Source organism: Bradyrhizobium sp. U87765 SZCCT0048, from assembly GCF_018131225.1.
In the GTDB taxonomy this organism is placed as follows: domain Bacteria; phylum Pseudomonadota; class Alphaproteobacteria; order Rhizobiales; family Xanthobacteraceae; genus Bradyrhizobium_A.
Genome location: NZ_JAFCMM010000004.1, coordinates 55632 through 75170, shown reverse-complemented (window position 1 = coordinate 75170; position 19539 = coordinate 55632). Strand labels below are relative to the sequence as shown.

The 19539-nt window shown below is 66.0% G+C and carries 14 protein-coding genes; 4 read left to right on the top strand and 10 right to left on the bottom strand.

The features are described 5' to 3' along the window. Nucleotides 1–56: 56 nt before the first annotated feature. From JQ639_RS23095 to JQ639_RS23065, 7 genes are all read right to left on the bottom strand, one after another. Nucleotides 57–3011, bottom strand: coding sequence for a 2-oxoglutarate dehydrogenase E1 component (locus JQ639_RS23095; protein ID WP_211967830.1), 2955 nt, complete (start codon nucleotides 3009–3011; stop codon nucleotides 57–59). A 319-nt stretch (nucleotides 3012–3330) separates the two neighbouring features. Further along, nucleotides 3331–4215, bottom strand: coding sequence for a succinate--CoA ligase subunit alpha (gene sucD / locus JQ639_RS23090; RefSeq protein WP_211967831.1), 885 nt, complete (start codon nucleotides 4213–4215; stop codon nucleotides 3331–3333). A 4-nt stretch (nucleotides 4216–4219) separates the two neighbouring features. Continuing rightward, on the bottom strand, nucleotides 4220–5416 hold the full coding sequence (gene sucC / locus JQ639_RS23085; protein ID WP_211967833.1) for an ADP-forming succinate--CoA ligase subunit beta: 1197 nt from the start codon (nucleotides 5414–5416) through the stop codon (nucleotides 4220–4222). 51 nt (nucleotides 5417–5467) lie between these two features. Then, nucleotides 5468–6436 carry a malate dehydrogenase gene (gene mdh, locus JQ639_RS23080; protein WP_211967834.1) on the bottom strand — a complete coding sequence of 323 codons (969 nt, stop codon included), beginning with the start codon at nucleotides 6434–6436 and terminating at the stop codon, nucleotides 5468–5470. 166 nt (nucleotides 6437–6602) lie between these two features. Then, nucleotides 6603–7790: a cell division protein ZapE gene (gene zapE, locus JQ639_RS23075; protein WP_211967835.1), complete on the bottom strand. Its 1188-nt coding sequence runs from the start codon at nucleotides 7788–7790 to the stop codon at nucleotides 6603–6605. A 260-nt stretch (nucleotides 7791–8050) separates the two neighbouring features. Continuing rightward, complete coding sequence (thpR, locus tag JQ639_RS23070; protein ID WP_211967836.1) at nucleotides 8051–8587, bottom strand: RNA 2',3'-cyclic phosphodiesterase; 537 nt, start codon at nucleotides 8585–8587, stop codon at nucleotides 8051–8053. A 235-nt stretch (nucleotides 8588–8822) separates the two neighbouring features. Beyond that, nucleotides 8823–9536 carry an arylesterase gene (locus tag JQ639_RS23065; RefSeq protein ID WP_371745147.1) on the bottom strand — a complete coding sequence of 238 codons (714 nt, stop codon included), beginning with the start codon at nucleotides 9534–9536 and terminating at the stop codon, nucleotides 8823–8825. Here JQ639_RS23065 and JQ639_RS23060 point away from each other — a divergent pair. The 4 genes from JQ639_RS23060 (at nucleotide 9535) to JQ639_RS23045 (ending at nucleotide 14687) form a co-directional block, all read left to right on the top strand. Then, nucleotides 9535–10272: an ABC transporter ATP-binding protein gene (locus JQ639_RS23060; RefSeq protein ID WP_211967840.1), complete on the top strand. Its 738-nt coding sequence runs from the start codon at nucleotides 9535–9537 to the stop codon at nucleotides 10270–10272. The two genes, JQ639_RS23065 and JQ639_RS23060, sit on opposite strands and share 2 nt — an antisense overlap. Continuing rightward, nucleotides 10269–12854 carry an ABC transporter permease gene (locus JQ639_RS23055; RefSeq protein WP_211967843.1) on the top strand — a complete coding sequence of 862 codons (2586 nt, stop codon included), beginning with the start codon at nucleotides 10269–10271 and terminating at the stop codon, nucleotides 12852–12854. The genes JQ639_RS23060 and JQ639_RS23055 overlap by 4 nt, the downstream gene beginning before the upstream one ends. A 425-nt stretch (nucleotides 12855–13279) precedes the next feature. Then, entirely contained in the window at nucleotides 13280–14071 is a 792-nt protein-coding gene (locus JQ639_RS23050) for a Bax inhibitor-1/YccA family protein (protein ID WP_211967845.1), read from the top strand. Between the two features lie 91 nt (nucleotides 14072–14162). Continuing rightward, entirely contained in the window at nucleotides 14163–14687 is a 525-nt protein-coding gene (locus tag JQ639_RS23045) for a GNAT family N-acetyltransferase (protein WP_211967847.1), read from the top strand. A gap of 17 nt (nucleotides 14688–14704) precedes the next feature. On the opposite strand, the gene JQ639_RS23040 is transcribed toward JQ639_RS23045, so the two are convergent. From JQ639_RS23040 to acnA, 3 genes are all read right to left on the bottom strand, one after another. Continuing rightward, the gene (locus tag JQ639_RS23040) at nucleotides 14705–15076 is read right to left on the bottom strand and encodes a DUF2794 domain-containing protein (protein WP_211967849.1); all 372 of its coding nucleotides are present in this window, start codon (nucleotides 15074–15076) and stop codon (nucleotides 14705–14707) included. 559 nt (nucleotides 15077–15635) lie between these two features. Next, nucleotides 15636–16418, bottom strand: coding sequence for a DUF1223 domain-containing protein (locus JQ639_RS23035; RefSeq protein ID WP_211967851.1), 783 nt, complete (start codon nucleotides 16416–16418; stop codon nucleotides 15636–15638). Between the two features lie 128 nt (nucleotides 16419–16546). After that, nucleotides 16547–19267, bottom strand: a complete 2721-nt coding sequence (gene acnA, locus JQ639_RS23030) for an aconitate hydratase AcnA (protein WP_211967853.1) — start codon at nucleotides 19265–19267, stop codon at nucleotides 16547–16549. Between the last annotated feature and the right edge of the window lie 272 nt (nucleotides 19268–19539).

Here is a 19539-nt window from a genome sequence, read left to right as displayed (position 1 = left end):
GCCCGCGCGACGGGACGAGGTCACGCCGCACGGGCCGTCACAAAACCCTCTTCGTCTCAGCTCAGCGCGTCGTCGAGGAACGCCTTGAGCTGTGCCAGATGCTTCGACATCAGACCGCTGGCGGTGGCGGCGGATGCCGCACGGCCGACGTAACGCGGCCGACGGTTCGGCGCGTTGATCTGGTTGAGCACCCACTCGAGATAGGATTCGATGAAATGCCAGCCGCCCATGTTGCGCGGCTCTTCCTGGCACCACACGACCTCCGCCTTCTTGAAGCGGCCGAGCTCCTGCACCAGCGTCTTGACCGGCACCGGATAGAGCTGCTCGACGCGCAGCAGGTAGACGTCGTTGACGCCGCGCTTCTCGCGCTCCTCGTAAAGGTCGTAGTAGACCTTGCCGGTGCACAGGATGACACGACGGATCTGATCGTCGCCGACCAGCTTGGTCTCGCCGCCGCCCTTCTCGGCGTCGTCACGCAGCACGCGGTGGAACGAGGTGCCGGCCGACAGCTCGGCGAGCGTCGACACCGCGCGCTTGTGGCGCAGCAGCGACTTCGGCGTCATCAGGATCAGCGGCTTGCGGATCTCGCGCTTCAGCTGGCGGCGCAGGATGTGGAAGTAGTTCGCCGGCGTGGTGCAGTTGGCGACCTGCATGTTGTCTTCGGCGCACATCTGCAGGAAGCGCTCGAGACGGGCGGAGGAGTGCTCCGGACCCTGGCCCTCGTAGCCGTGCGGCAGCAGGCAGACGAGGCCCGACATGCGCAGCCACTTGCGTTCGCCCGACGAGATGAACTGGTCGAACACCACCTGCGCGCCGTTGGCGAAGTCGCCGAACTGCGCTTCCCACATGGTCAGCGCGTTGGGCTCGGCCAGCGAGTAGCCGTACTCGAAGCCGAGCACCGCCTCTTCCGACAGCAGCGAGTTGATGACCTCGTAGTGGCCCTGCTTCTCGGACAGATGGTTGAACGGCGTGTAGCGGCTCTCGTCTTCCTGATCGAACAGCACCGAGTGGCGCTGCGAGAAGGTGCCGCGCTCGCTGTCCTGACCGGACAGACGGACGTGGTGGCCTTCTTCCATCAAGGTGCAGAACGCCAGCGCTTCGGCGGTCGCCCAGTCGATGCCCTGGCCGCTGTCGATCGCCTTGGCGCGGTTCTCGAGGAAGCGCTGCACGGTGCGGTGAACACGGAAGCCGTCGGGCACCTTGGTGATCTTGCGGCCGATGTCCCTGAGTTCATCGGCGTCGACGCCGGTCACGCCACGGCGTGGATCCTCGTCGAGATCGGCAACCTTGAAACCCGCCCACTTGCCATCCAGCCAGTCGGCCTTGTTCGGCTTGTAGCTGGAGCCGGCCTCGAGTTCGGCATCGAGACGCGCGCGCCAGTCCGCCCGCGCCTTCTCGACCTCGCCCTCGGTCATGACGCCGTCGGCAACGAGGCGCTTGGCGTAGATCTCAAGTGTCGTCGGATGGGCGCCGATCTTCTTGTACATCACCGGCTGGGTGAACGCCGGCTCGTCGCCTTCGTTGTGGCCGTGCCGGCGGTAGCAGAACATGTCGATGACGACCGGCTTGTGGAACTTCTGCCGGAATTCGATCGCGACCTTGGCGGCGAACACCACCGCTTCCGGATCGTCGCCGTTCACATGGAAGATCGGCGCGTCGATCATCTTCGCCACATCCGACGGATACGGCGAGGACCGCGAGTAGCGCGGATAGGTGGTGAAGCCGATCTGGTTGTTGACGATGAAGTGCAGCGAGCCGCCGGTGCGATAGCCCTTGAGATCCGACAGGCCGAAGCACTCGGCGACCACGCCCTGGCCGGCGAACGCGGCGTCGCCGTGCATCAGGAGCGGCAGCACCGAGGTGCGCTGATCCGGCGGATCGCCCTGCTGGTCCTGCTTGGCGCGGACCTTGCCGAGCACGACGGGATCGACGATCTCGAGATGCGACGGGTTGGCGGTCAGCGACAGGTGAACCTTGTTATTGTCGAACTCGCGGTCGGACGACGCACCGAGGTGATACTTGACGTCGCCGGAGCCTTCGACCTCGTCCGGATTGGCCGAGCCACCCTTGAATTCATGAAACAGGGCGCGGTGCGGCTTGCCCATGACCTGGGTCAGCACGTTGAGGCGGCCGCGATGCGGCATGCCGACCACGATCTCCTTCACGCCGAGATTGCCGCCACGCTTGATGATCTGTTCGAGCGCCGGAATCAGCGATTCGCCACCGTCGAGGCCGAAGCGCTTGGTGCCGGTGAACTTGAGGTCGCAGAACTTCTCGAAGCCTTCGGCCTCGATGAGCTTCATCAGGATGGCGCGACGGCCCTCGCGGGTGAAGCTGATCTCCTTGTCCGGCCCCTCGATCCGCTCCTGGATCCAGGCCTTCTGCTGCGGATTGGAGATGTGCATGAACTCGACGCCGAGCGTCTGGCAGTAGGTGCGCTCGCACAGCGCGACGATCTCGCGCAGCGTGCCGAACTCGAGGCCGAGGACGTGGTCGAGGAAGATCTTGCGGTCGTAGTCGGCGTCGGTGAAGCCGTAGGAGCGCGGATCGAGCTCCTCATGGTCCTTCGGAGCTTCGATGCCGAGCGGATCGAGATTGGCGTAGAAGTGGCCGCGCATGCGGTAGGCACGGATCAGCATCAGGGCGCGAATCGAATCGCGCGTCGCCTGCTGCACGTCGGCGGCGCTGAGCTCGCCACCCTTGGCCTGCGCCTTCGCCTGCAGCTTGCCGCCGATCGACTTCTCGGTCTGGACCCAGTTGCCGTCGAGCGCCGAAGTCAGGTCGTCAGCCGGGGTCACAGGCCAGTTGGACTTCTCCCAGGAAGGCCCCTGGGCATTCTTGGCGACGTCCGCCGGCTGATCCTTCAGGCTCTTGAAGAACTCTTGCCACTCGACATCGACGGACGCGGGGTCCTTCTCATAGCGGCCGTAGATTTCGTCGATGTAGGCGGCGTTACCGCCGTAGAGGAAGGAGGTAAGAGCGAAAGCGGCATTCGCGTCCTGGCGAGACATGATGCGTCCTGATTTTATTGTATCGCGCGGAAAAACAGTCGGATAAGCCCGGCGGACCGCGCAGGCTGATCGGCATCCTTTACCCTATTTGGGGCGAATGTACGCGCTTAAAAGAACAAAGAAATGAGCTAAAATTCATAGCTTTATTTCGCCACCACCTGACCTCAACCCTCTGACGAAATGCAGATTTTCAAGCCGCCCGGCGCCTGCCGGCTTGATGACATGCCCAACAAAAAGGCCCCGGACGGTTGCCGGGGCCTCATGTCTCGATGGCGCGCCTTTTGCCGCAGGGCGCAACTTGCGTTGCGCGCGGGCAGAGTTACTTGCGCAGCAGCTCCGCCAGGGTGTGGCCGAGGCGGGCCGGCGACGGCGACACCACGATCCCGGCCGCTTCCATGGCCGCGATCTTGGATTCCGCGTCGCCCTTGCCGCCGGAGACGATCGCGCCGGCGTGGCCCATGCGGCGGCCGGGAGGGGCGGTACGGCCGGCGATGAAGCCGACCATCGGCTTCTTGCGGCCGCGCTTGGCCTCGTCCTTGAGGAACTGGGCCGCGTCTTCCTCGGCCGCGCCGCCGATCTCGCCGATCATGACAATCGACGTGGTCTTCGGGTCGGCCAGGAACATCTCCAGCACGTCGATGAACTCGGTGCCCTTGACCGGGTCGCCGCCGATGCCGACCGCCGTGGTCTGGCCGAGGCCTTCCCGGGAGGTCTGGAACACCGCTTCATAGGTCAGCGTACCGGAGCGCGACACGATGCCGACGCTGCCGGGCTTGAAGATGTTGGCCGGCATGATGCCGATCTTGCACTCGCCGGCAGTGACGACGCCCGGGCAGTTCGGCCCGATCAGGCGCGACTTGGAGCCCGACAGCGAACGCTTGACGCGCACCATGTCAAGCACCGGGATACCTTCCGTGATGCAGACGATCAGCGGAACCTCGGCTTCGATCGCCTCGCAGATCGCGTCCGCCGCGCCCGGCGGCGGGACGTAGATCACGCTGGCATCGGCGCCGGTCTTTTCGCGGGCCTCGGCCACGGTGTCGAACACCGGCAGGCCGAGATGGACGGAGCCACCCTTGCCCGGCGAGGTGCCGCCGACCAGCTTGGTGCCGTAAGCCAGCGCGCCTTCGGAGTGGAAGGTGCCGTTCTTGCCGGTGAAGCCCTGGGTGATGACCTTGGTGTTCTTGTCGATCAGGACGGACATCGGCTCAGTTTCCCTTCACGGCGTTCACGATCTTCTGCGCGGCATCGTCGAGGTCGTCCGCCGGCAGCACGTTGAGGCCGGACTCGCGGATGATCTTCTTGCCTTCCTCGACGTTGGTGCCCTCGAGGCGCACCACCAGCGGCACGGTGAGGCCGACCGACTTCACCGCGGTCAGCACGCCGCGCGCGATGACGTCGCACTTCATGATGCCGCCGAAGATGTTGACCAGGATGCCCTTCACGTTGGGATCGGCCGTGATGATCTTGAACGCCGCGGTGACCTTCTCCTCCGAGGCGCCGCCGCCGACGTCGAGGAAGTTGGCCGGGCTCTCGCCATACAGCTTGATGATGTCGAGGGTGGCCATCGCCAGGCCCGCGCCGTTGACCATGCAACCGATGGTGCCTTCGAGCGCGATGTAGGCGAGGTCGTACTTCGACGCCTCGATTTCCTTGGCGTCTTCTTCGGTGGTGTCACGCAGCGCGACGACGTCGGCGTGACGGTAGAGCGCGTTGGAGTCGAACGACACCTTGGCGTCGAGGCAGCGCAGCTGACCCTGCTTGGTGATGATCAGCGGGTTGATCTCGAGCATCGCCATGTCCTTGGCGACGAACGCGGTGTAGAGCTGCGCGATCAGCTGCTCGGCCTGCTTGGCGAGTTCGCCCTTCAGCGCCAGCGCCTGCGCCGCGGTGCGGCCGTGATGCGGCATCACGCCGGTGGCCGGATCGACGGAGAAGGTGATGATCTTCTCGGGGGTCTTGTGCGCGACCTCCTCGATGTCCATGCCGCCTTCGGTCGAGACCACGAACGCGACGCGCGAGGTCTCGCGATCGACCACCGCCGAGAGATACAGCTCCTTCTCGATGTCGGAGCCTTCCTCGATGTAGAGGCGGTTGACCTGCTTGCCGTGCGGGCCGGTCTGGATCGTAACCAGCGTATTGCCCAGCATCTGCTGCGCGAACGCCTTGACCTCGTCGACCGACTTGGCGAGACGAACGCCGCCCTTGTCGCCGGCGCTCGCTTCCTTGAACTTGCCCTTGCCGCGGCCGCCAGCGTGGATCTGGCTCTTCACCACCCAGAGCGGACCGCCGAGCTCCTTGGCGGCAGCTTCCGCCTCGGACGCCTTGAAGATCGGCACGCCGCGCGACACCGGCACGCCGAATTCCTTCAGCAGCGCTTTGGCCTGATACTCATGAATATTCATCGATTGCCCCTGAAGACATCACATCGCATGGAGGAGAAGAACCGGCTCGGCTTACTTGCCGAGCAGGTCCGGGGCGATCTTCTTGCAGGCATCGACGAGGCCCTGCACGGCGCCGACCGACTTGTCGAACGCTTCGCGGTCCTTGCCGGAGAGCTCGATCTCGACGACGCGCTCGACACCCTTGGAGCCGATCACGACCGGCACGCCGACGTACATGTCCTTGACGCCGTACTCACCGTTGAGATGGGCGGCGCAGGGCAGCACGCGCTTCTTGTCGCGCAGGTAGCTCTCGGCCATCGCGATCGCCGACGACGCCGGGGCGTAGAACGCCGAGCCGGTCTTCAGCAGGTTGACGATCTCGGCGCCACCGTTGCGGGTGCGGTCGATGATTTCGTCGAGGCGGGCCTGCGAGGTCCAGCCCATCTTGACGAGGTCCGGCAGCGGGATGCCGGCGACGGTGGAGTAGCGCGCCAGCGGCACCATGGTATCGCCATGGCCGCCGAGCACGAAGGCGGTGACGTCCTCGACGGAGACGTTGAACTCGTCGGCGAGGAAGTAACGGAAGCGCGCCGAGTCGAGCACGCCGGCCATGCCGACGACCTTCTTCGACGGCAGGCCCGAAGCCTTCTGCAGCGCCCACACCATGGCGTCGAGCGGGTTGGTGATGCAGATCACGAACGCCTCGGGGGCATACTTCTTGATGCCGGCGCCGACCTGCTCCATCACCTTGAGGTTGATGCTGAGGAGGTCATCGCGGCTCATGCCGGGCTTGCGCGGCACGCCGGCGGTCACGATCACGACGTCGGCGCCGGCGATCGCTTCATAGGAGTTGGCACCGGTCAACGCGGAGTCGAAGCCGTCGACCGGCGAGGACTGCGCAATGTCGAGCGCCTTGCCCTGCGGCACGCCCTCCGCGATGTCGAACAGCACCACATCGCCCAGCTCCTTGAGGCCGACGAGGTGAGCAAGCGTTCCACCGATCTGACCGGAGCCGATCAAAGCAATCTTGTTGCGTGCCATGGGAGTCTGTCCTTTGAACCCAGTGGGAGGAGGAGGAAGGAAAATCCTGAAAGGCTGTTAGCCCTTTCGCCGCACCCGTTCAAGTCGGCGGGGGCCCAATAATCCGGCTCGGGCTCGGCGTGCCCGCAAATTGGACATCGGAAGCCGGCCCGGCGCCGCTGGCATATCAGGTTTCGACCAGGCCGGTGCTGGCGCCGCTGGCGGTCGAATCCGGCCGGCCGTGCGCCAGCGCCAGATAGGATTCCGAGCCCATTTCGATCAGCCGCGATGACGTCCGCTTGAATTCGTTGGCCTCGACGCCTTCGTCGGCGAGATAGAGCGACACCGGATCGGCGTCGGCCGACGCGACCAGTTTCACGGCGTTGTCATAGAGCGTGTCGATCAGGGTGATGAAACGCTTGGCTGCGTTGCGCTGCGCGAAGTCCATCACCGGCACGTGATCCAGCACCAGGGTGTGATAGTCGTGCGCGAGCCGCAGGTAGTCGGACGCGGCGAGCGGCTGCTCGCACAGCTGCGCGAACGAGAAGCGGGCGACGCCGTGCGCGGCGCGCGGCACGTGCAGCACGCGCCCCTTGATCATGATGTCCCTTGGCGCGCCCCTGGCGCCGCCGGTGAGTTTGAGAAACGCGGCGTCGAGCGCGGCGTCGGCGGCGGCATCGGCCGGCACCAGCCACATCTTCGCGCCGGCGAGTTTTTCGAGACGAAAGTCGGTGCGCGCATCGAGCCGCAGCACCGACATGTGCTGCTGGATCTGGGCGATGAACGGCAGGAACAGCGCGCGGTTGAGGCCGCCCTTGTAGAGGTCTTCCGGCGCGACGTTCGATGTCGCCACCACCACGGTGCCGAGCGCGAACAGGCGCTCGAACAGCCGGCCGAGGATCATCGCATCGGCGATGTCGGTGACATGGAATTCGTCGAAGCACAAAAGCCACGCCTCGTCGAAGATCGTCTGCGCGGTGAGGCGCACCGGGTCGGCGTCGGCGAGCTGGCCGCTCGCGATCTTCTGGCGAAAGCCATAGATGCGCTCATGCACGTCGGCCATGAACTCGTGGAAGTGCGCGCGGCGTTTGTGCGCCACCGGACTGGCATGGAAAAACAGATCCATGAGCATGGTCTTGCCGCGGCCGACCTCGCCGTGGACGTAGAGACCCTGCGGCGCCTCGCCGTTCTTCTTGTCGCCGAACAGCCGGCCGAGGAAGCCGTTCTTGTGGCCGGGCTTGTAGCCATCGAGACGGGCGTCGAGCGCGGCATAAGCCTCGACCGCCCGGGCTTGCGCCGGGTCCGGCTCGATCTCGCCCGCGGCGATCCGCGCCTGATACTGGTCGCGAAAGGAAAGTGAAGCAGCAGGGGCCATGGTTGCAGGGGCTAGGGGCAGACGGGCAGGGTCCGAAACGAGGCGAGAGCCTCCGAATGATCATGCCCAAACCCGAGAGCACGCGCGTCGCAGCCGGAGGAAGCGGTCTCTTACCGCCAAACAATTGAGGAAAATGCAAGAGGCTGCCGCCGACGACTGCGCCGCGGCTGGACCGACCGGCGCCAGCGAAATCAAAAAATCCATTCAGGATCAGGCAGATACCCTGCCTGAACGAAGGTGTGCAGGTGCCGTCGCCCGTTCTATGCGCTCAGCGCATAGGAATCCTCGACCACATACGGGCCGCCGCCGACCGACGCGCGCGACGAGAACAGCACGAAGCGCGAGGCGGTGAACACCCGGCTCGGGAAGTAGCCCCGGATCGAGAGGTAGTCGGCGACATCCTGGTTGGAGGCATCGCGCAGCCGCGCCAGCGTGACATGCGGCGTGAACTTGCGCCCCTCCGGGTCGAGACCGACCCGCTGCATCAGCCGCTCGAGTTCGGCCTGCAGCTCCATGAGCGGCCGGCATGGCACGACCGACGCGACGACCGCGCGCGGTTTCTTGCCGCCGAAGCTCGACAAGCCCTGCAACGTCACGTCGAAGGGCTTGCGGTTGACGCGAAACAGCGTCGAGGCGATCTCGTTGGCGGCGAGGCCATCGATATCGCCGATGAAGCGCAAGGTGACGTGATAGTTTTCGGGATCGATCCAGCGGGCACCAGGGAGACCGCCACGCAGATCCGAGAGCGATCTGCCAATGTCAGGGGGGATTTCCAGTCCGGCAAAAAGACGCGGCATCTCAGAAGTCCTCGATGCGGAGGCCGACAGCGAATCACTGACAACCAATTAGTAGCGCAGCCGGATGACAGTGCGAAGAGCACTGTTCGTGCGGGCCTTCCGCGCCGGTTGTGCTGCCTCTCGGACCAGCGGTTCGCGCTCATTTCGACGCCATTGCGCGCATGGCGAAGGCACGCGCGCATCGCATATCGAAGGCCTTTTCCGGTTCCCGATATGGCGCCGCGCCGGCCGCGCGTCAGCTCTTCGGCGCGACGACCTTGCCAAGGAACGCCTGCACCGAGGGCAGGACTCTTTCGACGATGACATCGACGCCTTCTGCGGTCGGATGCATGCCGTCCGGCTGCGTCAGTTTGGCGTTGCCGGCGACGCCATCGAGGAAGAACGGATAGAGCGGCACGTCATGCTGTTTGGCGAGTTCGGGATAGATCGGATCGAACCGGGCGACATAATCCGGGCCGAAATTGCGCGGCGCGTACATGCCGCACAGCATCACGGCGATGCCGCGCGCCTTGAGCCGCGTGATGATCTCGTCGAGCGCCGCGCGGGTCACGGCCGGATCGATGCCGCGCAGGGCATCGTTGGCGCCGAGTTCGACCATGACCGCCTGGGTGCCCTCGGGGATCGACCAGTCGAGCCGGTCGCGCCCACCCGACGAGGTATCGCCGGACACCCCAGCGTTCAGCACGTCGACATTTATCCCCTTGTCTTGCAAAGCTTTTTGCAACCGGGCGGGAAACGCCGCGGAGGCCGGCAGGCCGTAGCCGGCGGTCAGGGAATCGCCGAGCACGGCAAGCCTGATCGGCGGCGCCGCCCCTGCCGCCGCGGTCTCAGCGCGAACCGGCCCCGCCATCGCCATCAAAGCTCCCAATGCCGCTGTCATCACGGCTGCGAGAAACCTTCGCCGCGGGCCCTCGACCCCACCGCGAAAACGCCCATATGACGGACTCATGGACAGTCTCATCGCCTCCTCGTCGCCGTTTCCCGACACCATCGTCATCACCAACGTCAACCTCTCGCTCGGCGAAGGCGCGGCGCGGGTGCACATCCTCAAGGGCGTCAGCCTGCGCGTTCGCGCTGGCGAAGCCGTCGGCCTGATCGGCGCATCGGGCTCCGGCAAGTCCACCCTGCTCATGGTCATGGCCGGATTGGAGCGGCCCGATGATGGCGAAGTGGTGGTCAACGGCGTGTCTTTCAATGGCCTCGACGAGGACGACCTGGCGCGCTTCCGCGGCCGCCACATCGGCATCGTGTTCCAGTCGTTCCACCTGATCCCGACCATGACCGCGCTCGAGAACGTCGCGGTGCCGCTCGAACTCGCCGGCCGCAGCGACGCCACCGAGCGCGCCGCGCGCGAACTCACCGCCGTCGGCCTCGGCGAGCGGCTGCATCACTATCCGATGCAACTGTCCGGCGGCGAGCAGCAGCGTGTCGCGCTGGCACGCGCGCTGGCGCCCGATCCGGCGATCCTGGTCGCCGACGAGCCGACCGGCAACCTCGACGAGACCACCGGCACGCAGATCGTCGACATGCTGTTCGCCAAGCACCGCGAGCGCGGCATGACGCTGGTGCTGGTGACCCACGATTCCAGTCTCGCGCGCCGCTGCGACCGTGTGGTGCGGCTGCGCTCGGGCCACGCGGAAGACACGCCCGCCCGCCACGCTCCCGCGACGGCGCCCGCATCATGACCCTTGCCCTCGACCGCGCCGCAACCGCCACGCCCACCCGCCGCTGGATCGGCCCGCTGGCGCTGCGCTATGCGCTGCGCGAGCTGCGCGGCGGCCTCAGCGGCTTCTATGTCTTCGTCGCCTGCATCGCGCTCGGCGTCATGGCGATCGCCGGCGTCGGCTCGGTGGCGGCCAGCCTCGCCGACGGCCTGTCGCGCGAGGGCCGCACGCTGCTCGGCGGCGACGTTGCGTTCTCGCTGATCCAGCGCGAAGCCTCGCCGCAGGAGCGCGCCTTCCTCGATGCCCACGGTCGCGTGTCGGCGGCGGCGACGCTGCGCGGCATGGTGCGCGCGGCGAGTGGCGAGTTCGCCCTCGTCGAGCTCAAGGCGGTCGACGGCAACTATCCGATGCTCGGCCGCCCGACCCTGGCGCCGGACATGCCCGTCGCCGATGCGCTGGCGCCGCACGACGGCGTCTACGGCGCCGCCGCCGATCCGACGCTGCTGGCGCGGCTCGACCTCAAGGTCGGCGACCGCGTCAGCATCGCGGGCGCGACTTTCGCCATCACCACCGCGATCGACGCCGAGCCCGACAAGCTCGCCGGCGGCGTCGGCTTCGGACCGCGCTTCCTCATCAGCATCGACGGCCTGCGCGCCACCGGCCTGCTGCAGCCCGGCAGCCTCGTGCGCTGGACCTACCGCGTGAAGCTCGCCGACACCGGCAGCGACGACCGCGCCGCCGAGGCGCTGATCACCGATGCCCGCGCCGCGCTGCCGGAGGCGGGCTGGGACATCCGCTCGCGCGCCAACGCCTCACCGCAGCTCGAACGCTCGATCAGCCGCTTCACCCAGTTCCTCACCCTGGTCGGCCTCGCGGCACTGCTGGTCGGCGGCGTCGGCGTCGCCAATGCCGTGAAGAGCCATATCGACCGCCGGCGCGACGCGATCGCGACGCTGAAGTCGCTGGGCGCGCCCGGCCGCGATGTGTTCACGATCTACCTGATGCAGGTGGTGGTGCTCGCCGCGGTCGGCTCGCTGATCGGCCTTGCCGTCGGCGCCGCATTGCCGTTCATCATCGCGAAGGTGTTCGGCCATCTGCTGCCGCTGCCGATCGAGCCGTCGCTGCACGGCGGCGAACTGGCGCTGTCGCTGCTCTATGGCCTGCTCACCGCTCTCGCCTTCGGCCTGTGGCCTCTCGGTACGGTGCACGATGTGCCGGTCGCCCGCCTGTTCCGCGACGCCGGCGCCAGCGACTGGCGCTGGCCGCGCCGGCGCTATCTCGTGCTGATGGCCGTCGTCATCGCGCTGCTGGTCGCCATCGCCATCGGCCTCGCCTACGACAAGCGCGTCGCCGCGGTGTTCGTCGCCGCGTCCGTGGTGGTGTTCGCGCTGCTGCGCCTCGTCGCCGGCCTTGTCATGCTGATCGCGCGCCGCCTGCCGCGCCCGCAATCGACCATGCTGCGCCTCGCGCTCGGCAACATCCATCGTATCGGCGCGCTGACGCCCTCGGTGGTGCTGTCGCTCGGCCTCGGGCTCACCGTGCTGGTGACCATCGCCCAGATCGACGGCAACCTGCGCCGCCAGTTCCTCGCGGCGCTGCCGGAGCATGCCCCGTCGTTCTTCTTCATCGACATCCCCGCGCCGGAAGCCGGCCGCTTCGGCGACTTCCTGCAGACGCTCGCGCCCGGCGCCCATGTCGAGCGGGTACCGATGCTGCGCGGCCGCATCACCGCCGCCAATGGCGTCAAGGCGGAAAGCCTCAAGCCCACGACCCAGGCCGAATGGGTGCTGCAGAGCGATCGCGGCCTGACCTACACCAACGAGGTGCCGAAAGGCTCCAAGGTGGTGGAGGGCACGTGGTGGTCGCCGGACTACAGTGGCCCTCCGCTGGTCTCGATGGAAAAGAAGATCGCCGACGGCCTTGGCCTCAAGCTCGGCGACACCGTGACGGTCAACGTGCTGGGACGCGACATCACCGCGACCATCAGCAACCTGCGCGACGTCGACTGGCAGAGTCTTGGCATCAACTTCGTGCTGGTGTTCACGCCGAAGACCTTCGCCGGCGCGCCCCACACCCATCTCGCCACCCTGTCGGAACCGCATCCCAGCGCCGCGGGCGACGCCGCGATCATCAAGGCGGTGGCGGCGAAGTACCCGATGGTCACCAGCGTGCGGGTGCGCGACGCGCTTCGCACCGTCGGCGACGTCGTCGAGAACCTCGTCCTGGCGATTCGCGGCGCCAGCGCCCTCACCCTCGTCGCCGCGGTGCTGGTGCTCGGCGGCGCGCTCGCCGCCGGCCACCGTCACCGCGTCTATGACGCCGTGATCCTCAAGACGCTGGGCGCGACCCGCACCCGCCTGATCGGGGCCTATGCCCTCGAGTACCTGATGATCGGCCTCGCCACCGCAGTGTTCGGGGTGATCGCCGGCTCGATTGCCGCGTGGCTGATCGTCACCCGCCTGATGACCCTGAGCTTCACCTGGCAGGCTGGCAGCGCCGCCCTGGTGGTGATCGCGGCGCTCGTGGTCACGGTCGGCCTCGGGCTGCTGGGAACACTGGCCGCCCTCAACCAGAAGCCAGCGCAGGTGCTGCGCAACCTCTGAGCCGTCGTGGCACATGCCACGCGGCCGGATTTCAGTTGCAGCAGCAACAAATGGAAACAAAAGATGCGACCGGAGGTCGCAACACGATCGCATCGCATAGAGGCCGCGTCTCGCGTGACGTCGCCACCCGCATCGCTGCAGAGGATGGCGACCATCATACCGATCGCCCCGGTCCGCTCTGCGGACGACAATTTGAAGCAGCCGCCGGCGGCACCAGAGCGTGGTTTTCGTCGCTTCGCGACATTCAGCCGCGCATTAAAGGTTGCACCCGCTGTGTTATTTTCCCACATATCCAATGGGCCGGATGCTGCGCCGACGACCGCTTTGCTAACGCAAAATTAAGTCCTCGGAGCGCGGCATCTGGGATAGATTTCGCCCCGGCTGCACTGACCCAGTGAGTGCCGGACAACAACGAGGTTTCGACCATGTCGGACTTGGACCGTAACTATGCTTCGCCGTTCGGCCGGGCCGCCGGGCGGGCAGATGCCGTGGCCGTCGACGCCGGCCTGCGCGCATACATGCTGAAGATCTACAACTACATGACGATCGGCCTGGCCATCACCGGCTTCGCCGCGCTCGGCGTGTACATGGCGGCCGTGACCACGGACGCCGGCGCCGCCGCCGGCCGAGTCGGCAACGCGATGCTGACGTCGTTCGGTGTCGCGATGTTCGTCAGCCCGCTGAAGTGGCTGTTCATCCTTGCGCCGCTGGTGATGGTGTTCGTCATCTCCTTCGGCATCCAGAGGCTGAAGCCGGCCACCGCGCAGATGCTGTTCTGGGCGTTCTCGGCGCTGATGGGCCTGTCGCTGTCGTCGATCTTCCTGGTGTACACCCACACCTCGATCGTGCGCGTGTTCTTCATCACCGCCGCCTCGTTCGGTGCGCTGAGCCTGTACGGCTACACCACCAAGCGTGACATGTCGGGCATGGGCTCGTTCCTGATGATGGGCCTGTTCGGCATCATCATCGCCAGCCTGGTGAACCTGTTCGTCGCCTCGTCGGCGCTGCAGTTCATCGTCTCGGTGATCGGCGTGCTGGTGTTCGCGGGCCTCACCGCCTGGGATACCCAGCGCCTGAAGAACGAGTACATCTACGGCTACGCCAGCGCCGGTGGCGACGTGGCGGAGCGGGCGGCGATCACCGGAGCGCTGTCGCTGTACCTGAACTTCATCAACCTGTTCACGCTGCTGCTGCAGCTGCTCGGACAGCGCGACTGATCCGGCTCGTTCCCGAGCCATTCGGAGATCACCAGCCCCGGCCTCTCGGCCGGGGCTTTTCTTTTCGGCGATCACGATTCACAGTCGGCCCATGTCCGATATCCTGATCCGCCCGGCCGTGGAGGCCGACCTGCCCGCGATCACCGCGATCTACGAGGACGCGGTCCGCACCGGCACCGCGACGTTCGAGCTGACCGCGCCGACACTCGCGGAAATGACGGCCCGCCACGGCAACCTGACCGGCGCCGGCTTTCCCTATCTCGTCGCCATCGGCGACGACGACTTGCTGGGCTACGCCTATGCCGGCCCGTACCGGCCGCGCCCGGCCTATCGCTTCACGGTCGAGAATTCGGTGTACCTGCCGCCGCGGGCGCAGCGGCGCGGCATCGGCCTCAGGCTGCTCACGGCCCTGATCGACGCCTCCGCCGAGCGCGGCTACCGCCAGATGATCGCGGTGATCGGCGATTCGGCCAACGCCGCCTCGATCGGCGTTCACACGCGCGCCGGCTTCGAGCTGGTCGGCACCCACCGCAATGTCGGTTTCAAGTTCGGCCGCTGGCTCGACACCGTGATGATGCAACGCGAGCTCGGCCCCGGCGCCAGCACGACGCCGTAGGCCGCCGCGACGCCGGCTCAGACCACCGACAGCTTGCGGTCGATCACCAGCAGCACACGGTCGAGTTCATGACCCCGGCGCAGGATCTGGCCGCCCTGGGCGACCACGCTGTAGGCGCCCTGCCGGCGCGCCAGCTTGGGATCCTTGACGATCCGATAGAGCGGAACTTCCGACGCGCGGCGGAAGATCGAGAACACCGCATGGTCTTTCAGAAAATCGATTGCATAGTCCCGCCACTCGCCGGCCGCGACCATGCGCCCGTAGAGATTGAGAATGCGGCTGAGCTCCAGGCGATTGAAGGTCACGCGGCCTTGCGACGGGACGGGCGCGGCCATGCGCTCCGCCCCGCGGTTCTCGCCAGGCTCGGTGTCCCCCGAGATCAGGTCCATGCTGCGCCTCCTGTCATCCACGCGACATGATCGGCCCAGCCGCGACACTCCGCAAGTCCTTCGCCGCATGACGTCGCATCTGCCGCAGGCGACACCACGCGAAACACAGGCCTCGCCAACGGGTTAAGCGCGTCACCCGTCGGCCTCACGGCGATGTCAGCGAAATCATGAAAGCGCCCAATTTCGGCCAAGCCCACGCCGTTGTGGCTTGCGATAAGAAGATACTGCGTTGGCCCGGTTCTTTCGGCACCGGATTCCTCAGCCCCCAGCCCCCCGGGGTCGTTGGAGCCGGGCCTATACGCAGGACCTTGAAAGGTGAACTTCGGGCCAACGCGAGTTGGCCTTTTTTGTTGACTGGATCCCGCTTCGGATTCGCTGCCGGCGCCGTGCGCCGCTTGCCCGATCGGGCATTCCCCCATCACATCGCCGATTGTCATGCACAGGGCCATCGCGCGCGGCACCTGCGCCGCTCGCCGCGCCGCATGACGACGCGCACCACGCGACATGTGTCCTGAGGAAATTCGAATCAATCGCGTGAAGCGATGCCGGCCAGCGCCGCTCAGTGCAGCGCGGTGTAGGCCGCGCCGAGCATCAGGCCCGGCTTCTCGCGGTTGCCGTCCTGGACATAGACAACGGCAGCATCGACGCCTTCGCTCTTGATGTTCTCGAGCGGCACGGTCCAGGTGCCGGGCTTGCCGGTCCAGTCGCCGACCTTCAGCCAGTTGCGCACGACGTTGTAGTAGGTGACTTCACGGCCACGGTTCTCGCCGCGCCCGATGCGGATCGGCACCTCCCTGGAGATCGCGCACACCCACACCTCGCCATGCTCCGCGGCGCCATTGCCCGCGGACACCGTGACGTTGAGCTGCTTGTCGGCCTGCTTGATCGACACCGGCACCGACATCACGCCGCCTTCGGCACGGGTGCGCGTGGCCGCATCCTGAATGCTGGCGCGATCGCTGCCGAGCACATGCACGGCGCCGTTCACCACCACCTGCGGCGTGTAGACCTCGCGGTCACCGCGCATGTGCGAGTAAGCCTTCTGCTTGGCGGAGAAGCGCGAGTTGGCCAGCGTGTCCTTCCAGCCAAGATAATCCCAGTAGTCGATCGGCATGCTCATCGCGATGATCGACGGATCCCTGGAGAGTTCGCCGAGCACCTTGTCCGCCGCCGGGCACGACGAACAGCCCTGCGAGGTGAACAACTCGACCACGGCGCGGGGATCGGCCTCGGCCCGCGTGCCCAGCACGATGGCGAAGCAGACGCCGAGCAGCGCCGACCAGCGCAGCGACGACGGATCCTGAAACGGCAATTTGCGATCTTCGACGATGATGTTGTCCATCCAAACGTCGGACGCGGGGAGCGCCCTCTCCACCAATGTCCCAACGCCCTCATGAAGAAGGCGGCTTTTTGATAAGCCGCCTTCCAATCACCTGCCACTCACTTCACGGTGAGGGCTATTCAGTTCGATCAGGCCGCGAGCTGCCGGATCACGTACTGGAGGATGCCGCCGTTTCGGAAGTACTCCAGCTCGTCCAGGGTGTCGATGCGGCACAGCAGCGGAACGCGCTTGACGGCACCGCCGGCGGAGACGATCTCGGCGGCCAGCATCTGGCGCGGCTTGAGGTCGCCCTGCAGGCCACGGATGGTGACCTGCTCGTCGCCCTTCAGGCCGATCGACTGCCACGACGTGCCTTCCTCGAAGGTCAGCGGCAGAATGCCCATGCCGACGAGGTTCGAGCGGTGGATGCGCTCGAAGCTCTGGCAGACCACGGCGCGCACGCCGAGCAGGCGGGTACCCTTCGCCGCCCAGTCGCGTGACGAACCGTTGCCGTATTCGGCGCCGGCGAACACCACCAGCGGCACCTTCTCTTCCTGGTACTTCATCGCCGCGTCGTAGATGGTCATCTGCTCGCCGTCCGGCCAGTGCTTGGTCAGACCGCCTTCCGGGATATTGCCGTCGGCGCCCTTCAGCATCTGGTTCTTGATGCGGATGTTGGCGAAGGTGCCGCGCATCATCACCTCGTGATTGCCGCGACGGGTGCCGTACTGATTGAAGTCGGCAGGCCGCACCTGATGCTCGGAGAGATACTTTCCGGCTGGCGACGTCAGCTTGATCGAACCCGCCGGCGAGATGTGGTCGGTGGTGATCTTGTCGCCGAAGATCGCGAGGATGCGCGCATCGACGATGTCGGTGACGGGCTCCGGCTCCTGCTTCATGCCTTCGAAGTAGGGCGGGTTCTGCACATAGGTCGAGCTCATGTTCCAGCGATAGGTCTCGCTGGCCGTGGTCTTGATCTTGCGCCAGTTGGTGTCGCCCTTGAACACGTCGGCGTACTTCTTCTTGAAGATCTTCGACGTGACGAACTTCTTGATGAAGGCGTTGATCTCCTTCGTGGTCGGCCAGATGTCCTTGAGGTAGACGGGCTTGCCGTCCTTGCCGGTGCCGATCGGCTCCTTGGTGAGGTCCTTGGTCACCGTGCCGGCGAGGGCATAGGCGACGACCAGCGGCGGCGACGCCAGGTAGTTCGCCTGGACGTCCGGCGACACGCGGCCTTCGAAGTTGCGGTTGCCCGACAGCACCGCCGCGGCGACGATGCCGTTGTCGTTGATCGACTTCGAGATGTCTTCCGGCAGCGGACCGGAGTTGCCGATGCACGTGGTGCAGCCGAAGCCGACGAGGTTGAAGCCGACCTTGTCGAGATCCTTCTGCAGGCCCGAATTGGCGAGATACTCGGCGACCACCTGGCTGCCCGGGGCGAGCGAGGTCTTGACCCACGGCTTGGCCTTGAGACCCTTGGCGATGGCGTTGCGGGCGAGCAGGCCCGCGCCGATCAGCACGCTCGGGTTCGAGGTGTTGGTGCAGGAGGTGATCGCGGCGATCACGACGTCGCCGTGGCCGAGATCGTCCTTGCGGCCCTCGACGGCGTAGCGGTTCGCGGCGTCGTCGGCCTTCTTGTACTCGTTGACCATCGCGGTGGCGAAGCCTTCGGCGACATCCGGCAGCGCGACACGGCCTTCAGGACGCTTCGGACCGGCAAGCGACGGCACGACGTCGCCGAGGTCGAGCACCAGCGTTTCGGTGAACACCGGATCGGGCGTCTTGGCGGTGCGGAACAGGCCCTGCGCCTTGGTGTACTTGTCGACCAGCGCAACACGCGGCGCGGCGCGGCCGGAGATCTTGAGATAGTCGATCGCTTCCTTGTCGACCGGGAAGAAGCCGCAGGTCGCGCCGTATTCCGGCGCCATGTTGCCGATGGTGGCCTTGTCCGCGACCGAGAGATGGTCGAGGCCCGGGCCGAAGAACTCGACGAACTTGCCGACGACGCCCTTCTTGCGCAGCATCTGGGTGACGGTGAGCACGAGGTCGGTGGCGGTGACGCCTTCCTTCAGCTCACCCTTGAGCTTGAAGCCGATGACCTCCGGCAGCAGCATCGACAGCGGCTGGCCGAGCATCGCGGCTTCCGCCTCGATTCCGCCGACGCCCCAGCCGAGCACGGCGAGGCCGTTGACCATGGTGGTGTGCGAATCGGTGCCGACCAGCGTGTCCGGATAGGCGACCTCGAAGGTGCCGGTCTTGCGGCCGATAGTCATCTTCTGCTTCTTCGTCCAGACGGTCTGGGCGAGGTATTCGAGGTTGACCTGGTGGCAGATGCCGGTGCCCGGAGGCACGACCGAGAAGTTCGAGAACGCGCTCTGGCCCCACTTCAGGAATTCGTAGCGTTCCTGGTTCTGCTTGTACTCCTCGGCGACGTTCTTGCCGAACGCGGCGTTGTTGCCGAAGAAGTTGACGATCACCGAGTGGTCGATGACGAGGTCGACCGGCACCAGCGGGTTGATCTTCTCGGCGTCGCCGCCGAGCGACTGCATCGCATTGCGCATCGCGGCGAGATCGACCACCGCCGGCACGCCGGTGAAGTCCTGCATCAGCACGCGCGCCGGGCGGAAGGCGACTTCATGCTCGAGCTTGCGCTTCTTGAGCCACTTCGCCACCGCGAGGATGTCTTCCTTCTTGACCGAGCGGCCGTCCTCGTTCCGCAGCAGGTTCTCCAGCAGCACCTTCATGGAGAACGGCAGGCGCGAAATCCCCTTGAGTCCGTTTTTCTCGGCGGTCGGCAGGCTGTAGTACACGTACGTCTTGGCGCCGACCTTGAGGGTCTTCCGGCACTTGAAACTGTCGAGCGAACTCATGTGAGGCAATCCTGATTGGGACGTGGGAAGGACACCCGTGGGGTAGTCTCGGGGGCATTCTGAGGGTATTATAATACCTTGATATACAGGGGGACATGGGACGCAGAAAACCCCACACCTGCACCGTCAAGGCACCGTCGCTCCGGTTTATAATCTTTTTAAAGTGGTCGCCAAGACTAATACGAGTGCGTTTGCCATATGCATGAGATATGGCACGCACGCTGTCATCAGCCTGTCGCGGCTCGCAATGTCGAACTCCCCCCACATCGGCG

Coding starts and splice junctions, on each gene's coding strand:
- sucC (WP_211967833.1), bottom strand. CDS start 5,416: ATGAATATTCATGAGTATCAGGCCAAAGCGCTGCTGAAGGAATTCGGC.
- thpR (WP_211967836.1), bottom strand. CDS start 8,587: ATGCCGCGTCTTTTTGCCGGACTGGAAATCCCCCCTGACATTGGCAGA.
- mdh (WP_211967834.1), bottom strand. CDS start 6,436: ATGGCACGCAACAAGATTGCTTTGATCGGCTCCGGTCAGATCGGTGGA.
- JQ639_RS23095 (WP_211967830.1), bottom strand. CDS start 3,011: ATGTCTCGCCAGGACGCGAATGCCGCTTTCGCTCTTACCTCCTTCCTC.
- JQ639_RS23050 (WP_211967845.1), top strand. CDS start 13,280: ATGTCGGACTTGGACCGTAACTATGCTTCGCCGTTCGGCCGGGCCGCC.
- JQ639_RS23040 (WP_211967849.1), bottom strand. CDS start 15,076: ATGGACCTGATCTCGGGGGACACCGAGCCTGGCGAGAACCGCGGGGCG.
- JQ639_RS23035 (WP_211967851.1), bottom strand. CDS start 16,418: ATGGACAACATCATCGTCGAAGATCGCAAATTGCCGTTTCAGGATCCG.
- JQ639_RS23045 (WP_211967847.1), top strand. CDS start 14,163: ATGTCCGATATCCTGATCCGCCCGGCCGTGGAGGCCGACCTGCCCGCG.
- sucD (WP_211967831.1), bottom strand. CDS start 4,215: ATGTCCGTCCTGATCGACAAGAACACCAAGGTCATCACCCAGGGCTTC.
- JQ639_RS23055 (WP_211967843.1), top strand. CDS start 10,269: ATGACCCTTGCCCTCGACCGCGCCGCAACCGCCACGCCCACCCGCCGC.
- acnA (WP_211967853.1), bottom strand. CDS start 19,267: ATGAGTTCGCTCGACAGTTTCAAGTGCCGGAAGACCCTCAAGGTCGGC.
- JQ639_RS23060 (WP_211967840.1), top strand. CDS start 9,535: ATGGACAGTCTCATCGCCTCCTCGTCGCCGTTTCCCGACACCATCGTC.
- zapE (WP_211967835.1), bottom strand. CDS start 7,790: ATGGCCCCTGCTGCTTCACTTTCCTTTCGCGACCAGTATCAGGCGCGG.
- JQ639_RS23065 (WP_371745147.1), bottom strand. CDS start 9,536: ATGAGTCCGTCATATGGGCGTTTTCGCGGTGGGGTCGAGGGCCCGCGG.